The organism is Proteiniphilum sp. UBA5384 (assembly GCF_002410825.1).
Taxonomy (GTDB): domain Bacteria; phylum Bacteroidota; class Bacteroidia; order Bacteroidales; family Dysgonomonadaceae; genus Proteiniphilum.
The window spans coordinates 1-19,301 of sequence record NZ_DHOS01000005.1 but is presented as its reverse complement, the minus strand read 5'-3'; the positions used below and the strand labels follow the sequence as shown (position 1 = coordinate 19,301).

Annotated in this window: 20 protein-coding genes; 11 read left to right on the top strand and 9 right to left on the bottom strand. The window is 43.7% G+C overall.

The window, feature by feature from the left end; all coding sequences use genetic code 11:
* Positions 1 to 16 precede the first annotated feature (16 nt).
* The 4 genes from B4G81_RS02265 to B4G81_RS02250 form a co-directional block, all read right to left on the bottom strand.
* Complete coding sequence (locus tag B4G81_RS02265) at positions 17 to 2,224, bottom strand: TonB-dependent receptor (protein WP_294079632.1); 2,208 nt, start codon at positions 2,222 to 2,224, stop codon at positions 17 to 19.
* Between the two features lie 82 nt (positions 2,225 to 2,306).
* Positions 2,307 to 2,909, bottom strand: coding sequence for an HmuY family protein (locus B4G81_RS02260; RefSeq protein ID WP_294079631.1), 603 nt, complete (start codon positions 2,907 to 2,909; stop codon positions 2,307 to 2,309).
* Positions 2,910 to 2,975: 66 nt separating this feature from the next.
* A complete protein-coding gene (locus B4G81_RS02255) occupies positions 2,976 to 3,470 on the bottom strand; it encodes a hypothetical protein (protein ID WP_294079630.1) in 495 nt (164 codons plus the stop codon).
* A gap of 38 nt (positions 3,471 to 3,508) precedes the next feature.
* Positions 3,509 to 3,733, bottom strand: coding sequence for a hypothetical protein (locus B4G81_RS02250; protein WP_294079628.1), 225 nt, complete (start codon positions 3,731 to 3,733; stop codon positions 3,509 to 3,511).
* 290 nt (positions 3,734 to 4,023) lie between these two features.
* Between B4G81_RS02250 and rpe the strand changes: the two genes are divergently transcribed.
* From rpe to B4G81_RS02195, 11 genes are all read left to right on the top strand, one after another.
* On the top strand, positions 4,024 to 4,674 hold the full coding sequence (gene rpe / locus B4G81_RS02245; RefSeq protein WP_294079626.1) for a ribulose-phosphate 3-epimerase: 651 nt from the start codon (positions 4,024 to 4,026) through the stop codon (positions 4,672 to 4,674).
* A 133-nt stretch (positions 4,675 to 4,807) separates the two neighbouring features.
* Positions 4,808 to 6,772, top strand: coding sequence for a ComEC/Rec2 family competence protein (locus B4G81_RS02240; protein WP_294079625.1), 1,965 nt, complete (start codon positions 4,808 to 4,810; stop codon positions 6,770 to 6,772).
* A 35-nt stretch (positions 6,773 to 6,807) separates the two neighbouring features.
* Positions 6,808 to 7,866: a DHH family phosphoesterase gene (locus B4G81_RS02235; RefSeq protein ID WP_414703149.1), complete on the top strand. Its 1,059-nt coding sequence runs from the start codon at positions 6,808 to 6,810 to the stop codon at positions 7,864 to 7,866.
* Between the two features lie 122 nt (positions 7,867 to 7,988).
* On the top strand, positions 7,989 to 8,546 hold the full coding sequence (locus tag B4G81_RS02230; RefSeq protein ID WP_294079623.1) for a DUF4827 family protein: 558 nt from the start codon (positions 7,989 to 7,991) through the stop codon (positions 8,544 to 8,546).
* 21 nt (positions 8,547 to 8,567) lie between these two features.
* On the top strand, positions 8,568 to 9,950 hold the full coding sequence (gene glmM / locus B4G81_RS02225) for a phosphoglucosamine mutase (protein ID WP_294079622.1): 1,383 nt from the start codon (positions 8,568 to 8,570) through the stop codon (positions 9,948 to 9,950).
* Positions 9,951 to 10,021: 71 nt separating this feature from the next.
* Complete coding sequence (locus tag B4G81_RS02220) at positions 10,022 to 10,867, top strand: hypothetical protein (protein WP_294079620.1); 846 nt, start codon at positions 10,022 to 10,024, stop codon at positions 10,865 to 10,867.
* A gap of 19 nt (positions 10,868 to 10,886) precedes the next feature.
* On the top strand, positions 10,887 to 12,119 hold the full coding sequence (locus B4G81_RS02215) for a sigma-54 interaction domain-containing protein (protein WP_294079694.1): 1,233 nt from the start codon (positions 10,887 to 10,889) through the stop codon (positions 12,117 to 12,119).
* A gap of 9 nt (positions 12,120 to 12,128) precedes the next feature.
* Positions 12,129 to 12,635: an LptE family protein gene (lptE, locus tag B4G81_RS02210; protein ID WP_294079619.1), complete on the top strand. Its 507-nt coding sequence runs from the start codon at positions 12,129 to 12,131 to the stop codon at positions 12,633 to 12,635.
* A 4-nt stretch (positions 12,636 to 12,639) separates the two neighbouring features.
* A complete protein-coding gene (locus tag B4G81_RS02205; RefSeq protein ID WP_294079617.1) occupies positions 12,640 to 13,410 on the top strand; it encodes a hypothetical protein in 771 nt (256 codons plus the stop codon).
* Positions 13,411 to 13,448: 38 nt separating this feature from the next.
* Positions 13,449 to 13,811: a preprotein translocase subunit SecG gene (secG, locus tag B4G81_RS02200; protein WP_294079615.1), complete on the top strand. Its 363-nt coding sequence runs from the start codon at positions 13,449 to 13,451 to the stop codon at positions 13,809 to 13,811.
* 54 nt (positions 13,812 to 13,865) lie between these two features.
* Positions 13,866 to 14,507, top strand: coding sequence for an outer membrane beta-barrel protein (locus B4G81_RS02195; RefSeq protein ID WP_294079613.1), 642 nt, complete (start codon positions 13,866 to 13,868; stop codon positions 14,505 to 14,507).
* Positions 14,508 to 14,549: 42 nt separating this feature from the next.
* On the opposite strand, the gene B4G81_RS02190 is transcribed toward B4G81_RS02195, so the two are convergent.
* The 5 genes from B4G81_RS02190 to nadB all read right to left on the bottom strand — a co-directional run bounded on the left by B4G81_RS02190 (position 14,550) and on the right by nadB (position 19,256).
* Entirely contained in the window at positions 14,550 to 14,843 is a 294-nt protein-coding gene (locus tag B4G81_RS02190; RefSeq protein WP_294079611.1) for a DUF721 domain-containing protein, read from the bottom strand.
* Positions 14,844 to 14,848: 5 nt separating this feature from the next.
* Positions 14,849 to 15,955, bottom strand: coding sequence for a DNA replication/repair protein RecF (gene recF / locus B4G81_RS02185; protein ID WP_294079609.1), 1,107 nt, complete (start codon positions 15,953 to 15,955; stop codon positions 14,849 to 14,851).
* Between the two features lie 67 nt (positions 15,956 to 16,022).
* Complete coding sequence (cdaA, locus tag B4G81_RS02180; RefSeq protein WP_294079607.1) at positions 16,023 to 16,784, bottom strand: diadenylate cyclase CdaA; 762 nt, start codon at positions 16,782 to 16,784, stop codon at positions 16,023 to 16,025.
* Between the two features lie 6 nt (positions 16,785 to 16,790).
* Positions 16,791 to 17,630, bottom strand: coding sequence for a dihydropteroate synthase (folP, locus tag B4G81_RS02175; RefSeq protein WP_294079605.1), 840 nt, complete (start codon positions 17,628 to 17,630; stop codon positions 16,791 to 16,793).
* Between the two features lie 45 nt (positions 17,631 to 17,675).
* A complete protein-coding gene (gene nadB / locus B4G81_RS02170) occupies positions 17,676 to 19,256 on the bottom strand; it encodes an L-aspartate oxidase (protein WP_294079603.1) in 1,581 nt (526 codons plus the stop codon).
* Between the last annotated feature and the right edge of the window lie 45 nt (positions 19,257 to 19,301).

Here is a 19,301-nt window from a genome sequence, read left to right as displayed (position 1 = left end):
TATTTAGAGAATTTCTTTACAACTTCCATTTTAATCCGATGTAATAGGTTCTGCCGGGCGATATACTCGAATAGAAACTTGAAAATTTAGTCTTGTAATTGAAGAGATTATTTATACCTGCATTGAGAGTGAGATTAAATGGAAGCGGCTGTGCAAATGACAACCGGCAAACTGCGTAGCCGTCGTATTCCACCTTGTATTCTTCTCCTGTTTCTTTTTCAATCTCCGTTTCATTATCTGTGTCGGGGATGTCTCCGGTTCCGTAAATATCCATTCCGCTGAAATATTTTCCGTTGAAACTGACAATAGGATGATATTTTCCAAATACAGGCACAATATAATCTACCCGTGCGGTCAGTGAATGAGGGCGGTTAATAGACTTTTTTCCAAGATTATCATGCACATAGGAATAACCACCCCGAAGGGAGAGGTTGTTGTTTATCTGGCTGGTAACCGACAATTCGGTACTCAACACTTTGGCTTGACCGATATTAGTATACAACACCGTATCCTGATTTTGCCACAGTGTATTCACCATATTTTCGATCAATGAATACTGGGCTATACCCGTGATAACCGTTTTACCAAGGGATATTTCGGTGGAAAGGTTGAAATTATTGCTTTTCTCCGCCTTCATATCCTTGTTACCGATTATCTGGAATCCTCCACCATCAGGATGGAACCAGTCGGTGTATAACTCTTTGAGCGTAGGCGACCGGAAACCACCTGAATACCCACCCCTGAACGTTATGTGGGAAATAGGCTTATACATCGCGGATAACCGGGGCGTAAGATGTCCCTTGAATTGCGAATGGTAATCATAACGCAAACCGGTAACAAGCGTCAAATTCTGTGCCAGTAACCATTCCTGCTGCGTGTAAACGGCATAAGTCTGTGCGTCGCGCTTTGCCTCACTCCCGTCGCTTTCAAACATGAATGTCATCAGGTGATCGGAAAAGTATTCGGCGCCGGCTACCAACGAATGTCCCCCTGCAAAAGAAAGCGTATACATCCCATTGAATCGCTGTTGGGAGTTTTCATACGTTTTTTCTTTTTCGGTCAACAGCTTGTAGTATTTGTACTTGTCATACCGGTCGAAATTTCCGGAAATCTGCAAATGCTGGTCGTCCGTTATTGTATAATCAGCTTTTACACCACCGGAATAGTTGTAGTAGCGGTCGGTTACTTTTCTCCCGTCCAGCCCTCCGGGGTTTCTCTCCTTATAATAATATCCTCCCTTTGTTTCTATATGCAATTTCTCTGAGACATCTATGCCTAGCCGGGGATCAATGCTGTAATCCTTGTATCCGGCAATATAGGTTTCCCTTAACGGGTATTCCTCTTTGTCTCCATTGGCAAACCATCGGATCTGTGGCTTCCGGTCTTTCAGCAAATAAGGATCCATCGATTTGAACGATGCCGACAAATTCGCATATCCCCATTTTCTACGTGATCCTACCGAATAGCGGTAGTTTTGCTCATTATTACTGCCCAATCGGATGTTGGCTCCTGTCTCAAATGCTTTCTGAGGCTTTTGGGTAATAATATTGATCACTCCGCCAACTGCATTGAACCCATAGAGGGAGGATGCCGCCCCTTTGACAATCTCAATCTGCTGCACATTATCCATATCCACCCGGTTGTAATCTATATTGTCGAACGTCTCACCCGCCATCCGTTCACCGTCCACCAGGAACAACACATATTTCCCGCCGAAACCAAGCATGTTGATATTGGCGTAACCGCCATTGTTCGTAAACTCCACGCCGGGCAACTCGTATTCCAGCAAATCCCTGAAATTTGTGACTTGCATACGCTCAATAGCTTTGGCCGAAATCATCTGGGTTTGTATTGGCACGTTCTTCAGCAATCGCTCGGTACGGGTTGCCGTCACCACCACCTGATCCAGGTCAATGGCTTGTTCACACAAGGATATGGTGATTACGGGATTATCTCTTCGGGCAGGAATGGAAACCGGAATACGTTTGTCCTCATAGCCAATCGATGAAACGGCGAAAGTATAATCACCTTCCGGCACCCCTTCAATAACGAATTTTCCTGATTCGTCGGAAATAGCTCCTTTTGTTGTACCAAGTATCCCCACGCTGACAAGATGTACCCCTTTCTGCGACCTGCAATCAACAATCCGTCCTTCTATCCGCTGATGTTGAGCATACAGTGTTCCAACGGCTATAAAAAACATTGCCAATAGAATTATCCTCATACCGCTTATCTAAAAAACAAGATTGTCCGGACAGTAAAAACTATCAGACAATCTTGCCAATCTTTTCTTGTTATGCTCTCTGTTAGAAATTTGTGGATTCGCTTGCACTGTACTGATACCTGAAACTCACATATCCGGCATCAGTCCGCTCATTCTTATTGTCGTACAACCATAGTTTCACATAGTCTCCGTCTGCATCTTTCACTACATAGATATAGTTATGCACGGTGTAAACGGGTGGTGGGGTGCTCGTATCAACCGTCAGCCATGTCGTAACGGTCTGGGAAAAAGGCTGGTCTTCTTCCGTGATCCCATTCCCGATATAGGCGGTTGTAATCTTTCCGATCTGATCTTTTATATAACCACTGGTGGGTGCTTCAGTCACATCAGTCCAACTTGTTTTTTGGGTATTGAGCGCTTCCCCTTTACCTATACCTGATTCACCTCCGTTCAGACGAACATCGCCACGGTGGAAAGCAATATCCCATGTCAGGTCATTCTTATAATCAGTTACAGTCACCACTTTACCTTTTGAAAAAGAGAAATAGACCCAATCGGTATATGATTTGGCGTCAATAAATTGAATATCTTTCACGTCACCCGGAAGAGCGGTTTCTTTTTCATCTTTATCACACGCTGTAATGAATAAAACGCTGAGCAACACTAAAAAACTGATCTTTTTCATTTATATTGAATTTATTATTGATAAATTTGCGACAAAGTTATCGGGAATTAACTCCTCCCACAATCCCTATATATTATTATTTTTGTCGGCATTTATCCTTATTTTAGGGTATTTTTGTTTTACAACTTGTTGATATCTACCGAAACCCCGGCAGAAAATGTGGTACCTGTCGCATAGGGCGAATTGCTGTAATAGTAACCGGGAACGTAATTGAAGAGGTTGTCGCCCCCCCACGATCAGGCTCAATCCTTTACGGAAAGTCTGCATCAGGCTGAGCTTCCAGATCGTGTAAGCGGGATAGGTGACCTTCTGTGTCTCTTCGTAGGAAGTGAGGGAGATATACTCATTGGCGGTGAGCTTCGACAGGAAACGGCCGTTCAGGGCTATGTTAAAACCATATTTCTTCCACGATTTGCCGTATTCCACGCGGGCCGTGGCGGCATGGGGACGGGTACTCGACAACTGGGGCTGCCCTTTCTCTATTTTTTCGTGTGCGAAAGCGTAGGAAAGGGAGAAATTGTGGCTCTTCTCAGCTTTCAAGTCTTTATTCCCATAAATCATAAACACACTTGTCATATCGAAACTCATGTACATCTCCTTCAGCGTGGATACGCCGCATCATTGGGCATGTCGATCTTGCCGGTAGTCCACTCTTCAGCTACATAATCGCCTTGCGGAATCTCTCCCGAGACTTTGAGGGTTGAAAGTCCGGTAAATCCGGTTTCGAGGACGGAAGCGCCGTTGGTCTTGGCATCGTAACGGTGGATGGCAATGTCCTGCACAAGATTTATTTCAGGTTCGTCGTCATCTCCGCATGATGTCATACAGAATATGGCAATCAACATCGTCAATAAAGTTTTAGTTTCATCTTGTCTAAAATTTAAAAATCTCTGATAAATCAGCCAAGTCTAATGATAGTCTCGACTTGTGACTACAAAAGCAGGTACTCTTTAAGGGGCGTTCAATCCCTAAAAACTATGAAATTTTTCAAGTTTTATGGCTACTTATAGGTATAGGGGATTTATAATAGATTGCATTGATCTCGCTTTACTTTTTAATTTTTCTCCTCTCAATCATTTTTTTTCATAACTTTGAGTCGATAAACGTTGAATATATGAGTACAATTGTAGCGCCGTCGCTATTGTCGGCTGATTTCCTGAATCTTGAGAACGACATAAAAATGTTGGACCGGAGTGAAGCGGATTGGATTCATCTGGATATCATGGATGGTGTTTTCGTGCCCAATATTTCTTTCGGGTTCCCGGTAATAGACCGGCTGAGAAAGGTCACTCAAAAGCCGTTGGATGTACACCTTATGATCGTACAACCGGAAAAATTCGTCAATGAAATAGCTGCCACGGGAGCTACCTTTATGAATGTACATTACGAGGCTTGCATTCATCTCCACCGGATTGTACAGGAGATAAGGAAAAAGGGGATGAAACCGGCTGTCACGCTTAACCCTCATACACCTGTGTCGGTGCTCGAAGATATACTGCCCGACCTGGATATGGTGTTACTGATGTCGGTAAACCCGGGATTTGGCGGACAACAGTTTATCGAGCATTCGGTCAAAAAAACAGCAATGCTCAAAGAGATGATCTTACGACAGCAAACTTCAACCCTGATTGAAGTGGACGGTGGAGTAAATCTGGAAACAGGTAGAAGATTGGTCGATGCAGGTGCTGATGCACTTGTCGCCGGAAGCTTTGTATTCTCCTCGCCCAGTCCCGAAGAGACAATACAACGGCTGAAAGCATTATAATTTATCTTTCACTTAACTTTCGCCAACCGTACAATTGCGACTAAAGCATCCGCTTTCAATTTACATGCGGAACTTGGCTCCGTTGTTGTATAGTAAGGAGGCCGGCGTAATGATTAACAAAAAATCTAATTGTATGAGCGCCCTGATCGGAGAATCACCTTTCTTCCGCCTGTTACTTCCTGTGATGGCCGGTATCATTGTGGGAGTGCTCTATCCCGTTATTTTATCCGCTGCGTTGCCACTCAGTTTATGCGGACTTCTTCTGATGTTACTCTCATTCTTTATCCATCCCGATAGCCAATACAATTTCAGATGGTTATTTGGCGCGGGTATCTGTTTCCTCCTAATCTCCCTTTCCTTTTATCAACTCCGGCAACACAATAAATCCACCCAATTACTTACCTCCGCTTCTCCGCAATATGACCTTGGCATCCTATTGGATATTCCGGAAATCAAAGCTCGTAGTATTGCAGTCAATATAAAAACAGCGCCACCCGAAGAGAGAAAAGTAATTCTCTATCTAGCCCCTACCGATGAGGCAAGGAAACTCGTACCCGGCGATGAAATAGCCTTCCGGACAAGGCTGGAGCCTTTCAAAAACCAGGGTAATCCGGATGACTTCAATTACGCAAGATATATGCAGATGAAAGGATTTGCCGGATCGGGATATGTCCCCGCTAATGACTGGCAGAAAACGGGGCGGCAATCCCGAAGTATTCCGGTCAGGGCACAGCGGGTCAGGGCCAAAGCCCTCGACTTTTACCGTTCTTTCGATCTGGAAAGTGATACGTATGCTTTTATCTGTGCAATCACACTGGGATATAAGACTCATCTCTCCAACGACCTGCAAGAAGCTTTCAGGGCATCGGGGACAGCACATATATTGGCTTTAAGCGGATTGCATGTGGGAATTATCTATGCGGTTATCAGCTTGCTGTTCTCTTTTCTTGGAAAGAATGGATACGGATTTATTATCCGTCAATGGTTGACCATTATTGCACTCTGGGCATTCGTGTTCGTAGTAGGGATGTCCGCCTCTGTCGTAAGGGCCGCTATTATGCTGACTCTGTTGGGCATAGGGAATCTACACCATCGTAACAGATTCTCTTACAACTCATTGGCCGCTGCTGCGTTTCTCATTCTTATTTTCCGACCGCTTTATCTGTTCGATGTAGGCTTCCAGATGAGCTTCGGAGCTGTGTTTGCCATCCTCTTTTTTAATCCGAAGCTACTCCGGCTATACAAACCACCCAACAAAGCGGTTACATATATATGGGAGTTGTTTTGCATCACTACATCGGCACAATTAGGTGTTTTTCCATTGGTACTTTACCATTTCGGAACATTTCCCACCTGGTTTTTCGTCTCTAACATGCTGGTCGTACCATTGGCCGGTATAATTATTTATGCCACTTTTCCCCTTATTCTCTTTGGATTACTTCGTGCCCTCCCATATGGTTTTGTTTCTACGCTATATACTTTTTTTCGATGGGCTGAAAAAATATTGATAGAGACATTACTGAGGATTGTCTATTTTTCCGAAGCCATCCCGGGTGCGCAAATCACGGACAAGAAAATATCTCTTATTCAGCTCATTGCGATATCATTATTCATCTACACTCTTAGCCGGTTTTTTATATCGCACCGTGCAAAACCCCTTATCACAGCACTTACGGCATTACTCCTTTTTCAACTGACCCTTACACATAAAAACCTGACGCGCCCGGAGCCACAACTCGTCGTATTCAACAATTCCGGCCAAAGCGAGATCGCTGTTTTTCATCAGCATAAACGCCATTATCTCAACTTCCAGGAGAACAACTTTATCCCTCATCCGGAAAAACGTATTTTCCTATTGTCGGATAATGATCTTACGGAATCCCTTACCGACGGACAATTCCCGGTGGATATCCTAATTCTCTCACAACAGGGGCATTTCAAAATCAACCGGCTTGCAGAACTGTTTCATCCCGACTTAATTGTTTTAGACAGTTCAATCCCCCGTCGCACTGCAGCCGGAATAGCCCGAGAGTGTGCAAATTTGAACATTGAGTTACATGATGTTACGAAAAACGGTGCCTTTTCATTAAAATTTTAGTACTTTTGTCGCTCTATCTCACTACAAAAAATAAAATGAACTATACAGCACCGATTTCAGCCGTGATTCATCCCGAGAAAGTAAACCAAATTATGGAGGCCATCAATAGGGCGGAAAAGATTGTTATCACCACACACCGCTCGCCCGATGGTGACGCATTGGGATCTTCACTCGCTCTCTATCATTTCCTGAAAAGGAAAAACAAAACTGTAAAGGTCATTGTACCCAACTCCTTCCCCTATTTCCTGAAATGGATGCCGGGGGCAAGGGAGGTCGAGGTATATGAATATAATCCTTCCGCGGCACAACATATCCTTTCCCATGCAGACCTGATCTTTTCGCTGGACTATAATATACCCAAAAGAGTGGGAGACATGGCTCCTTACCTGGAACAATCCCCGGCAAAGAAAATACTGATAGATCATCACCTTCTTCCCGGTAATATTTTTGATATAACGGTGTCGCATCCCGAAATATCATCCACAGCAGAACTCATGTTCAGGTTATTCTTCCAGGCAGGTTACTATGAAGAATTGACGAAAGAGGAAGCCGAATGTATCTATTGCGGTATGATGACCGATACCGGAAGTTTCACCTTCAACTCGAGTGACCCGGAAATTTTTGAGATTGTCAGTCTTTTATTGCGAAAAGGCATCAATAAGGATACTATTTATTCACAGGTATTCGACAATTACTCCGAAGAGCGGTTCCGACTCCTCGGCTTCACCTTGTCGCAACGCATGGAGGTATATCCCGAACTGCATTCAGCACTCTTATATCTTTCCAGAGAGGACCAGGCACAATTCCGATTCAGTAAAGGGGATACAGAAGGGTTTGTAAATTACCCACTCAGCATCAAGGGGATCATCTTTACTACTTTTATTCGCGAAGATGAAGATCTGATCAAGCTCTCCTTCCGTTCCCAGAAATCATTCCCTTGCAATGAGTTCGCAGCCGGTTTTTTCAACGGTGGAGGTCATCTGAATGCCTCCGGAGGAGAATTTTATGGCTCGTTCGAAGAATCGTTACGTGTTTTTAAAGAAGGACTAAAACAATACGAAGAGAAACTAAAGAAGGCTGCCCGGGAACTTTAACCCATTTTTAAGAATAGATAATGTTTATTTCGGAGCAACCTCTGTTTTTTTGAAGCAGATTGTGTATTTTTGTAGGCAAATGCAACTGTTCCATACATCAAAATGAAAAATAAAATAATCATATGAAACTGTTCAAACCCGTAGTTCTCTCTTTAATCGGTTTGTTGCTTCTGGTCTCTTCCTGCAATAAGGGAAAAACATACGCTGATCGCCTTAAGGATGAAAGAAAAGCGATCGACCTCTTTATCGCAAAAAACGACTTGAACATCCTCAGCGAATTTCCAAAAGATGGCAAATTCGCCAGCAAGAATGATTTCTATAAAGATCCCTATACGGGTGTCTATTTCAATATTATGGAGTTAGGCGAGCCGGTAGAATTATCAATTAGGGATGAAGTATATATCCGATTTAAAGAAGTAATCTATCTTAAGGATAACGACACCATCAAATATAATAACCAGGAATATTTTACTGAAACATTTTACGGCCCGGTGAACTCTAGCACAAGAGATGCTTACACTATACCCGGATGGATGGTTCCCTTGTCTTATAATGTAAAGCATACAGGAAAGGCCAGGCTAATCATTCCTTTCGATATGGGCTCGACATATGACAGAGGTACCGGTTATCAGCCGACCTTTTATGATGATGTGGTATATAGGTTCGAGAACGGATATTAACTGCTAAAGAGATCAAATTCTATGACATTAATCAAATCCATATCCGGCATTAGAGGAACAATCGGCGGCATGATTGGTGAAAACCTCACCCCGCTCGACATTGTGAAATTTACAGCAGCCTATGCCGCATTTATTAAAAAATCGACACAAAAGCAAAAGCCTTGCATAGTGGTGGGAAGAGATGCCCGTATATCAGGTGAAATGGTACACCGTATTGTTACCGGTACGCTGACAGGCATGGGTTGTGATGTGACCGATATAGGGATGGCAACCACCCCTACCACGGAAATAGCAGTGGAAAAAGAGGGTGCTTCCGGGGGAATCATTATTACAGCCAGTCATAACCCAAAACAGTGGAATGCCCTGAAACTGTTAAATGGCAAAGGTGAATTCCTGAATGCAGCAGAAGGGGAGGAAATACTGACGATCGCCGAATCAGAAGATTTTTCGTTCTCACCGGTGGATGAATTGGGAAAGATAATCCAGAAGCAGTATCTGCATGAACATATACAACAGGTATTATCACTTGATTTAGTGGATAAAAAAGCCATTGAGGCCGCCAATTTCCGCGTAGCAATAGATTGTGTGAATTCTGTGGGAGGAATCGCCATCCCTGAACTATTATATGCACTGGGAGTAAAAGAGATATTTAAACTCCATTGCGCTCCGCATGGTAATTTCTCCCATAATCCTGAACCGCTGCCACAACATCTCACAGAACTGGCATCTCTTACACGAAGTTCAAAAGCAGCCGTCGGTTTTGCTGTGGACCCGGACGTAGACCGGCTGGCTATCTATTGTGAAGACGGAGAACCATTCGGAGAGGAATACACACTGGTAGCCGTATCGGATTATATCCTCCAGCGCACGCCGGGCAATACGGTATCCAATCTCAGTTCAAGCCGTGCATTGAGAGACGTGACACAGGCAAGGGGCGGACAATATCATGCCGCTGCCGTAGGAGAGGTGAATGTGGTGACTAAAATGAAAGAGGTAAATGCCATCATCGGAGGAGAAGGTAACGGAGGGGTCATCTACCCCACCCTGCACTATGGACGTGACGCACTGGTCGGCATCGCACTGTTCCTTACTTATCTTGCCAAGTCGGGGAAAACACCGGCTGAATTGAGGGAATCATATCCTCCCTATTTCATGGCAAAACAAAAAGTAGAACTCACACCCGATATCGATACGGAAATGATCCTTGCCAAGGTGAAAGAGAAATTCAGCGATCAGCAAGTAACCGACATCGACGGCGTGAAAATCGATTTTCCCGATAAATGGGTACATCTGAGAAAATCAAACACTGAACCTATTATCCGTGTTTATTCTGAAGCTCATTCTATGGAAGAGGCAAAAGATATTGGCAAACAAATTATTAACGTCATACAAGAATTCTCATAATTTTCATCCTAAAGCCACCTCACCCGTATGAAGTGGCTTTTGAATTAGATAAATTAACAGGTACGGAATTAATGAAAGATACACTGATTAGCCGCGAAGAGTTGCGCAGTCTGCACCCGATACTCAGGGGTAAATATGGGGACAAATTGATAAATTTGGGCATAAAAATATCCGCATTGAATGTTGCGAATGAAATTTACAACCGGTCTAAACATCTTACCGGTCCTGCTTTTTGTAAAGATTTGCTGGATAAACTCGAAATCACTCGCACGGTAAGAAATGCGGAGGTACTGGATGAATTCCAAAACCGCCCCTTTATCACGGTATCTAACCATCCTTACGGACATATTGACGGGATAGCGGCCATAGAAACAGTGGGTAGCCGGGTAGAGAATTACAAGATGATGGTAAACGTTATCCTGGGATTGATCGACACCATGTCTGAAAACTTCATCACTGTGAATCCAATGAATTATGGCGATAAGAACAGTATCAATCTTTCAGGTATCAAAGAAAGTATTGCCCATGTAAAGGCGGGACATCCATTGGGATTTTTTGCTGCAGGAGCTGTCTCCAACCTTATTTTAAAAAAAGGCAAAATGGTGATTGAAGACCGGGAGTGGCAACCGTCCGTAATGAAAATCATCAGGAAAGCAAAAGTGCCGGTCATCCCGATGCATATTTCCGGCCACAACAGCCTCTCTTTTTATATGTCAAGAATATTCGGCTATCAAGTGCGGACACTCAGATTATGTCACGAGTTCTACAATAAAAAAGGGAAGGAGATGGTAATCACCTTCGGGAAACCCATTGCGCCGCATAAAATCCAATCGTTTAAAGATGATATATCCGGTCTGGCACAATTTCTGAAGAAAGAAACCTACGCTTTATACGAAAAAAATTCTATCTTTGGATAATAAAAATAACAGCGCGCTTATGGCAAAACACTCTTTACAACAGGTGAAGCAACGTTTTGGGATCATTGGCAATGACCCTAAGCTGGATCGTGCCATTGATGTTGCTCTCCAGGTGGCTCCTACCGACCTATCGGTACTCATCACCGGGGAAAGTGGTGCGGGGAAAGAAAATTTTCCGCAAATCATACACCAGTACAGTAACCGGAAACACGGACCCTATTTTGCCATTAACTGTGGATCGATCCCCGAAGGAACTATCGATTCAGAACTTTTCGGACATGAAAAAGGCTCGTTTACAGGCGCTACAGGAACCCGAAAAGGTTATTTTGAAGTGGCAGACGGGGGTACTCTTTTCCTTGACGAAGTGGGTGAACTCCCACTCCCCACACAGGCACGACTTTTGCGTGTACTGGAAAGCGGGGAATTTATCAAGGTGGGATCATCCAAAGTGGAAAAGACCAACGTCCGGGTAGTGGCAGCAACCAATCTCGACATGGTGCAGGCAGTAGAAAGAGGAAAGTTCAGGGAGGATCTCTATTACCGGCTTAATTCGGTACCTATCCGTATTCCGCCATTACGTGACCGGGTTGAAGATATTCCTCTTATGTTCAGAAAATTCGCGGGCGACTGCGCCGAAAAATATATGATGCCTACCATCACATTGACCGATGATGCAAAGGAACTACTAAAAAATTATCGTTGGCCGGGTAATGTGCGCCAACTGAAGAATATTACCGAGCAAATATCTGTCATTGAACAGGAACGACTAATCACATCCGACATACTTCAGAAATATTTACCCCACAATGAAGTAGGAATGTTGCCGGTATCGATCCATCATATCCATGAATCAGAACAAAAATCATTTGCCAACGAACGGGAAATCCTGTATCAGGTATTATTCGATATGAAGAAGGATATTACCGATCTGAAACAAGTGGTGAAACATATGATGGAAGATTCAGAAACACATCCGTCCTCAATCATTACCAGTGACAATACCCGTGTTTCAGTACCGGTGAAATATGAGGCCGTGCCAAAAAAAATCACACTGGATGAATCCGGGACCAATAATATTCCTGAAACTGCCGAATACGAAGAAAGCGCTTTGTCGATCAGTGATGTGGAAAAAGAGATGATTCTGAAGGCGTTGGAGCGCCACAACGGAAAAAGAAAACTTGCCGCAAATGACCTGGGGATCTCCGAGCGTACACTTTACCGAAAAATCAAGGAATATTCCATCTTAGACTAGATTATAGCTATGAAGAAAAATATATTTATCCTCTTATTGTTATTCATCACCGTAAGTTCATGCAGGGTATCCTACTCGTTCAGAGGCACCTCTATCAATTATGACCTTACCAAAACGCTTCAGATAGCGCATTTCGTCAATCAGGCACCCTTGGTTTATCCTCCACTCGAACAGCGGTTCAATGAAGAGATGAAGGATATGTTTACCCGCAATACCCGGTTGCAGTTGGTAAATCAGAACGGAGATATGGAAATCGAAGGGGAAATTGTAGGGTATGAACTTACACCGATGGCAGTACAGGAGGATGCGTTCGCTTCAGAGACGAAACTGACCATGACCGTAAGAATGCGTTTTCGGAATAATAAAACCGATGAGCCGGAAATAGAAGAGAGGATTTCGGCTAACCGCATATTCTCCAGCAATGAAGTATTCGATTCCGTACAGGATCAGCTCTTGTCTGAACTTATCACCGAAATTATAGATCAGATATTCAACGCCACCATGTCAAACTGGTAATCATATGCAAAAGGAAGATCTATATAGATGGATGGCGGATCCGGAGAGGTTGGACACTTCATCACTGGAGACGCTGAAAACAATAGTGGATGAGTACCCTTCTTTTCATACTGCAAGATTGCTGTACACAAAAAACTTAAACATTACCGACAATCAGGAATACGAAAAAGAATTAAGCAAAACTGCTATCTTGTGTAATGACAGACGAAAATTATTTTATCTTATTTATCGAGAAGAATATAAAAATTTACTGAACCAGAACAATGAAAACCGGCTTCACAAAGAAGCGGACAGGACAGAAGAACTACTTGAATCATTCCTTGCATCACTCGGCGAAAGAGAGATGATTGAACCGGCAGTCAACAATATAGAATTGAACTTGGCTACCACCGACTATCTGACCTATTTACAATCATTGGGAGATACCGCTGATCTGGATCAAGGTGATCAGTCGGACCTGCATCAAAGTCAAAAACTGCAACATCATGATATTATCGATTCCTTTATCGAAAAAGCCGAGTCTGAGGCATTGTTCGTACCCTGCGAAACACCCCTTGCTGAAACAAAACAGGAGAAGGAGGAGACAGGAGAAGGAGGCGAATTTTTGACTGAGACACTTGCCCGTATTTACATTAAACAGAAGAAATATGAACAAGCGCTTACAATTATTAAAAGGTTAAGTTTGAATTTTCCAAAAAAAAGTGTTTACTTTGCGCACCAAATTCGTTTTCTTGAGTTGTTGATTATTAACGAACGTTCTCAGGAAGCTAAATGAAGGAGTTAAAGTCAAATTGAAATAATAAAAAACAAGATATGTATATTTTCATCACAATCCTTATTGTACTGGCAGCGATACTGATGATCTTTGCCGTATTGGTACAAAAATCAAAAGGGGGAGGACTGGCAAGCGGTTTTGCCTCGTCGAACCAAATCATGGGTGTCCGGAAAACTACTGACTTCCTGGAAAAATTCACATGGACACTGGCCGGGGCAATCATTTTTTTAAGCATCCTGACAGCCAAATACACAGCCTCTCACTCACACATTCCGCAATCCCAGATAGAAGTGGAACAACCCGCTCCGCTGAATCCCGCTACCGCGCCTAATGTGACTCCCGAGATGCCTATACCGTCACAAATACCTGCTCAGCCGGAAGAAGGAACACCCCAAGAGTAAGCATAAATAATATTTGCCATACGGCCATGGCATTAATAACAAAAACATTGTCGTATGAAACGAATGCTATTCTTTTTCCTCCTGTTATCGTCCCTATCCGTAGGGGCGCAGGTTATCAGGTATGATACGATCAGGGTATCTCCTGACGACGAGCGCAATATCCATCGCAATCGTACTGTAAATGCAACACCTGCCAACAAGTCTCAGCGAAAAGGAAATGCAAGAGTCGAAAAACAGCCTTCCACATTCGACAAGAGTAAACTCCGTTTTGGAGCAGATCTTGGCTTGTCGGTAAGCAGCAACTACACCAATTTTGGGCTCGGCCCGCAGATAGGCTACCAGTTTAGCCCGTACTTCATGGCCGGAGCGGGAATAAGGTACTATTACAACAGGTCTCGCAACTATGACTACGAGATAAAAAGCAACCTGTTGGGAGCCAATGTATTTGGATATATCTATCCGGTAAGCTTCCTTACCATCTTCATACAACCCGAAGTTAACTATATCTGGTCTAAGTTGGAGCCGAGGATAACGGGTGTGGAATCTTACAAGGACGATGGAGTTGTCGCTTCGATGGTAGTGGGGGCAGGCTTCCGCTTGGGGAGATCACATGTCACACTGAACTACGATCTGGTGCAAGACGACAAATCGCCCCATCCGAGCGGAGTGTATTTAGGTATTTCCGCCTTCTTCTGAATCTTCAGCTCAACTACTTGCCCACTTATTATCCACCTTTAATCATCGAAACATAATATCCTGGACAACCGTCATCCCCGCATGTTCGTTCAGTTTTTTGATCAGATCACCTTTGATCATTAAAAGTTCCGCACGAAGTACGGCCGAAGTAAGATGCACATAAAGTATCCCCCGGTTAAGATAAAGATTACCGGTATATTTCGAGATACCTTCACCGAGCAGTTCATCCCATCCCCTGAGAACCCGCTGTTGGGACAGTTTCACTCTCAATCCACTATTTTCTTCAAAGAAATCAGAGAGCGCTTCCGATAATGATTGGGCATTTTTTTTCTGCATCGTGACTAATCTTTTATCAGTCTTATCTCTCCATGCTCTACGGAATAGATATGAGAACTGTTATCCACCCTTTCCAGTATTTTATCAAGCGACTCCCGATTGGTATCCGAGATAAATATCTGTCCGAATTCTGGTCCGGAGACCAGTTTTACAATCTCCTCCACACGGCTGGCATCCAGTCGGTCAAAAATATCATCCAACAGTATGATCGGCGTTGTCCTTCCTGTTTTCAGCAAAAAATGGAATTGTGCCAGCTTCAGTGAAACAAAATAGGTCTTATTCTGTCCCTGGGATCCCACCTTTTTAATGGGATAATTGTCAAGCAACATCTCCAGTTCGTCGCGATGAATACCCACAGAAGTATGGCCGAGAAAGATATCACGTTGCCTGTTTTGTTTCAGCTTCTCACTAAAATCAACATCATTCAGTTGAGAAATATAGCTAAAAGAGACTTGCTCCCCTGACTGGCTGATCCGGGTATAAAACTGATTGAAGATAGGAGTAAACTCCTCAATGAATTCTTTCCTTTTATGATGGATAAAATTGCCTGCTTCAACCATCTGCTCTTCCCAAAGATCTAACAGAGTATGGTCTAAAAGCATTTCATCGTTTTTCAACAGCACATTCCGTTGCTGCAACGCTTTGTTATATCGGACCAATGCACGCAGATATTCCTTGTCAAACTGAGAGATAGCCATATCCATAAATCTGCGCCGGATTTCACTTCCTCCGGAAATCAATTCATTATCGGCAGGAGATATCATCACCAGTGGTACCAGGCCTATATGGTCTGAAAGCCGGTCATACTCCTTCTTATTCCGTTTGAACTGCTTCTTCTGCCGGCGCCGGATAGCACAGTAGATCTCTTCCCTGGTACTATCCTCAAATTCATACCTGCCCTGCAACATACAAACCTCTTCATCATGCTTTACAATCTGCGTATCTACGGGATTCGTATAACTTCTGCAAAAAGAAAGGTAATACACGGCATCCAGCAGGTTAGTCTTTCCCATTCCGTTTCCACCAATAAAACAATTCATTTTGGGAGATAACGTCAGATCGACCTGACTAAGGTTCTTATAATTGATAAGAGAAAGTTCTTTCAGAATCATTTTTTTCAGCGTCAAATCAGTAAATCATCACTGCTCATCCCGACTTGTCAGGATCATCAAATCAACATCACTCTTCCAACAACAGCCGTTGCAGGTCTTCAGGTGAAATATTCATTTTAAGTCGACCCTGGGAAGCAAAGGAAATCTTCCCTCTTTCTTCAGAGACAATGATCACTTTGGCATCGGTTTCCTGAGATATACCCAATCCTGCCCTATGGCGTAACCCTAAGTGAGTAGGGATATTGGGATTCTGGGAGATGGGCAGGATACACCCGGCTGCCTTGATTTTCTTGCCGACAATAATCATTGCACCATCATGCAATGGGCTGTTCTTAAAAAATATATTCTCGATAAGGCGCGACGAGATATCTGCATTGACAAGCTCACCAGTCTGCTCGTAGAGCCCCAGATGAAGATCCCCCTGAATAGCAATCAAAGCCCCTGTATTCGTTTTTGACATATTCATACAAGCAAGCACAATGGGTGTAAGGTACGACTTGTCGTGCTTTTGCTTCTCCCCCGGAAAGAATACTTTTGTGATGAAATGCCATCCTCTTTTAGAACCCAACGACATCAGGAAGCGACGGATCTCATCTTGAAAAAGGATTACCAGCAGGAACAGTCCCACACTCACAAACTGGTCGAGAATAGAACCAAGCAACACCATATTGAATACCCGTGATACCAGTATCCAGATTAGCATGAAAACCAGGATTCCGATAAAAAGCGGGCGCATCCCCGATATCTTTACCAACCTGAACAGGTAATAAAGGAGTAGTGCCACCAGGACTACATCAATAAAATCTTTTATTCCGAAATGTGTCAACATACTTATTTATGAATCAAAATCTGATATCTTGGTGATGATCTTTATACACTCCACGGCTTCCTTCACATCATGTACCCGTAAGATGTTGGCACCGGATAACAATGCCAGTGTATTAAGTACGGAAGTTCCGTTAAGGCTCTCCGCGGGTGTGGTATCAAGCAATCTGTAGATCATCGATTTTCTTGATACGCCTACTAATATAGGTTCCTCAAAGATATGAAAATATTTCAGATATGCCATCAATTCATAATTTTGAGATATCGTTTTACTGAACCCGAAACCGGGATCAATGATCACATCATTTACACCAAGCAGGTTCAGTTTCGCTTTCCGTTCCGAGAAATAATAGAGGATATCCTGTATGAAATTGTCGTATCGGGTCATCTCCTGCATAGTTTGCGGTGTGCCCCTCATATGCATAAGTATATAAGGAACGTTCAGTTGCGCCACAACAGGGAACATTCGTTCATCGAGCTGACCTCCCGAAATATCATTGATCATATTGACCCCATATTCCTCCACCGCCTGTTTAGCCACATCGGCATAAAAAGTATCGACTGAGAGGATCGCATCCGGAAATTCTTTCCGGATCAACCCCAGGCTCGGCATCAACCTTTCCGCTTCCTCCTTCGCTGCAAGAAAACGGGAAGCAGGAGAAGTGGATTGCGCCCCTATATCAATCATTGTTCCACCCTCGCTGATTATCTGATAACACCTTTCCACAATCTCATGGGCTCCCTCTGTCCTGCTCCCGGCATAAAACGAGTCAGGAGTAAGGTTCATAATACCCATCACCTTCGGTGTGGAAAAATCTATCAGCTTACCATTTATATTGATGGTTTTCACTTTTATTTTTTATTTTTTATTTTTTAATTCTTCATTCCTAACTTCCTAAAGTACCGAATTCGGATCCTTTTCCGGATAATCAACAGTATAATGGAGTCCTCTGCTCTCTTTGCGTGCCATCGCCTGTTTGATCACCATATATCCCACTTTGATAATGTTCCTCAACTCACAAATATCACGCGACACTATAGAACGTTGGAAAAGATCTTCGGTTTCACGGAACAGGATGTTCAATCGGTTGAGCGCCCTTTGTAAACGCAAATCCGAACGGACAATCCCCACATACGACGACATGATCTGCCCCACCTCCCTGTAACTCTGTGTGATCAATACCATCTCCTCGGGAGAGGTCACCCCTTCGGCATTCCATGATGGAATATCCTCCCTGAACAAATACTGTTTGAAGAGAGGAATGGAGTGTTTTGCCGCTGCATCCGCAAAAATGACTGCTTCAATCAATGAGTTCGATGCCAACCGGTTCGCACCGTGCAATCCGGTACAGGCACACTCTCCATTGGCATAGAGACGGCTGATGCTTGTCTCACCATCCATATTCACTTTGACTCCTCCACATAAATAGTGGGCTGCCGGCGCCACGGGAATCATATCCTTGGTGATGTCGATCCCGTAGGAAAGACACTTCTCGTAAATAGTTGGAAAATGTTTCTTTGTCTCTTCGGGATTTTTATGGGTTACATCCAGAAAGAGATGGTCAAACCCCTTCTCCTTCATCTCGGTATCAATTGCCCGGGCAACAATATCACGAGGTGCAAGCGAACCCCGCTTATCGTACTTGTACATGAACTCCTTACCATCAAGCGTCTTCAACACGCCACCATAACCACGCATCGCCTCAGTAATAAGGAACGAAGGACGTGCTCCGGGATGGTACAATGCCGTAGGATGAAATTGCACAAACTCCATGCCTTTAATTTCCCCCTTGGCTCGCGCTACCATCGCAATACCGTCGCCAGTAGCGACCAACGGATTAGTAGTGGTCTGATAAATACAACCGATCCCACCGGTAGCCATCATCGTAATCCGGGCAAGGAAAGTATCGATTTCATTGGTCTCCTGATTAAGGATATATGCTCCATAACATTCAATCCCCGATGTATGCCTTGTGACAATCTGCCCCAGATGGTGCTGGGTAAGAACTTCTATGGCAAAATGATGATCAAACACATCTATATTCGGGTGATTCCGGATCGTTTCGATCAGACTATCCTGGATTTCGGCACCCGTATTATCTTTATGATGCAAGATACGAAACTCCGAATGTCCGCCTTCCCGATGGAGATCAAAATTCCCTTTGTCGTCCTTATCAAAATCTACTCCCCATCCTATCAATTCCCTGATCTGAGCAGGCGCTTCACGTACCACTTTCTTCACAACATTCACATCACATAAACCGGCACCGGCATCCAGGGTATCGGCAATGTGCTTTTCGAAATTATCCCATGGGTTGGTTACCGAGGCAATTCCCCCTTGTGCATAATACGTATTGGCATCTTCCAGTGAATTCTTCGCCACAATAGCCACCCTTCCGTGTTTGGCCACCTTCAGGGCAAAACTCATTCCGGCAATGCCCGACCCGATCACCAGAAAATCATATCTATAAACCATTTTCCTCTTCTTTAGGATTGAGATGCAAATTTACAAGTTTTCCCG

Bases quoted from the DNA above. Each gene is read 5' to 3' on its own strand.
- B4G81_RS02265 (WP_294079632.1), bottom strand. From the start codon at position 2,224: ATGAGGATAATTCTATTGGCAATGTTTTTTATAGCCGTTGGAACACTG.
- B4G81_RS02260 (WP_294079631.1), bottom strand. From the start codon at position 2,909: ATGAAAAAGATCAGTTTTTTAGTGTTGCTCAGCGTTTTATTCATTACA.
- B4G81_RS02255 (WP_294079630.1), bottom strand. From the start codon at position 3,470: ATGATTTATGGGAATAAAGACTTGAAAGCTGAGAAGAGCCACAATTTC.
- B4G81_RS02250 (WP_294079628.1), bottom strand. From the start codon at position 3,733: ATGACATCATGCGGAGATGACGACGAACCTGAAATAAATCTTGTGCAG.
- rpe (WP_294079626.1), top strand. From the start codon at position 4,024: ATGAGTACAATTGTAGCGCCGTCGCTATTGTCGGCTGATTTCCTGAAT.
- B4G81_RS02240 (WP_294079625.1), top strand. From the start codon at position 4,808: ATGAGCGCCCTGATCGGAGAATCACCTTTCTTCCGCCTGTTACTTCCT.
- B4G81_RS02235 (WP_414703149.1), top strand. From the start codon at position 6,808: ATGAACTATACAGCACCGATTTCAGCCGTGATTCATCCCGAGAAAGTA.
- B4G81_RS02230 (WP_294079623.1), top strand. From the start codon at position 7,989: ATGAAACTGTTCAAACCCGTAGTTCTCTCTTTAATCGGTTTGTTGCTT.
- glmM (WP_294079622.1), top strand. From the start codon at position 8,568: ATGACATTAATCAAATCCATATCCGGCATTAGAGGAACAATCGGCGGC.
- B4G81_RS02220 (WP_294079620.1), top strand. From the start codon at position 10,022: ATGAAAGATACACTGATTAGCCGCGAAGAGTTGCGCAGTCTGCACCCG.
- B4G81_RS02215 (WP_294079694.1), top strand. From the start codon at position 10,887: ATGGCAAAACACTCTTTACAACAGGTGAAGCAACGTTTTGGGATCATT.
- lptE (WP_294079619.1), top strand. From the start codon at position 12,129: ATGAAGAAAAATATATTTATCCTCTTATTGTTATTCATCACCGTAAGT.
- B4G81_RS02205 (WP_294079617.1), top strand. From the start codon at position 12,640: ATGCAAAAGGAAGATCTATATAGATGGATGGCGGATCCGGAGAGGTTG.
- secG (WP_294079615.1), top strand. From the start codon at position 13,449: ATGTATATTTTCATCACAATCCTTATTGTACTGGCAGCGATACTGATG.
- B4G81_RS02195 (WP_294079613.1), top strand. From the start codon at position 13,866: ATGAAACGAATGCTATTCTTTTTCCTCCTGTTATCGTCCCTATCCGTA.
- B4G81_RS02190 (WP_294079611.1), bottom strand. From the start codon at position 14,843: ATGCAGAAAAAAAATGCCCAATCATTATCGGAAGCGCTCTCTGATTTC.
- recF (WP_294079609.1), bottom strand. From the start codon at position 15,955: ATGATTCTGAAAGAACTTTCTCTTATCAATTATAAGAACCTTAGTCAG.
- cdaA (WP_294079607.1), bottom strand. From the start codon at position 16,784: ATGTTGACACATTTCGGAATAAAAGATTTTATTGATGTAGTCCTGGTG.
- nadB (WP_294079603.1), bottom strand. From the start codon at position 19,256: ATGGTTTATAGATATGATTTTCTGGTGATCGGGTCGGGCATTGCCGGA.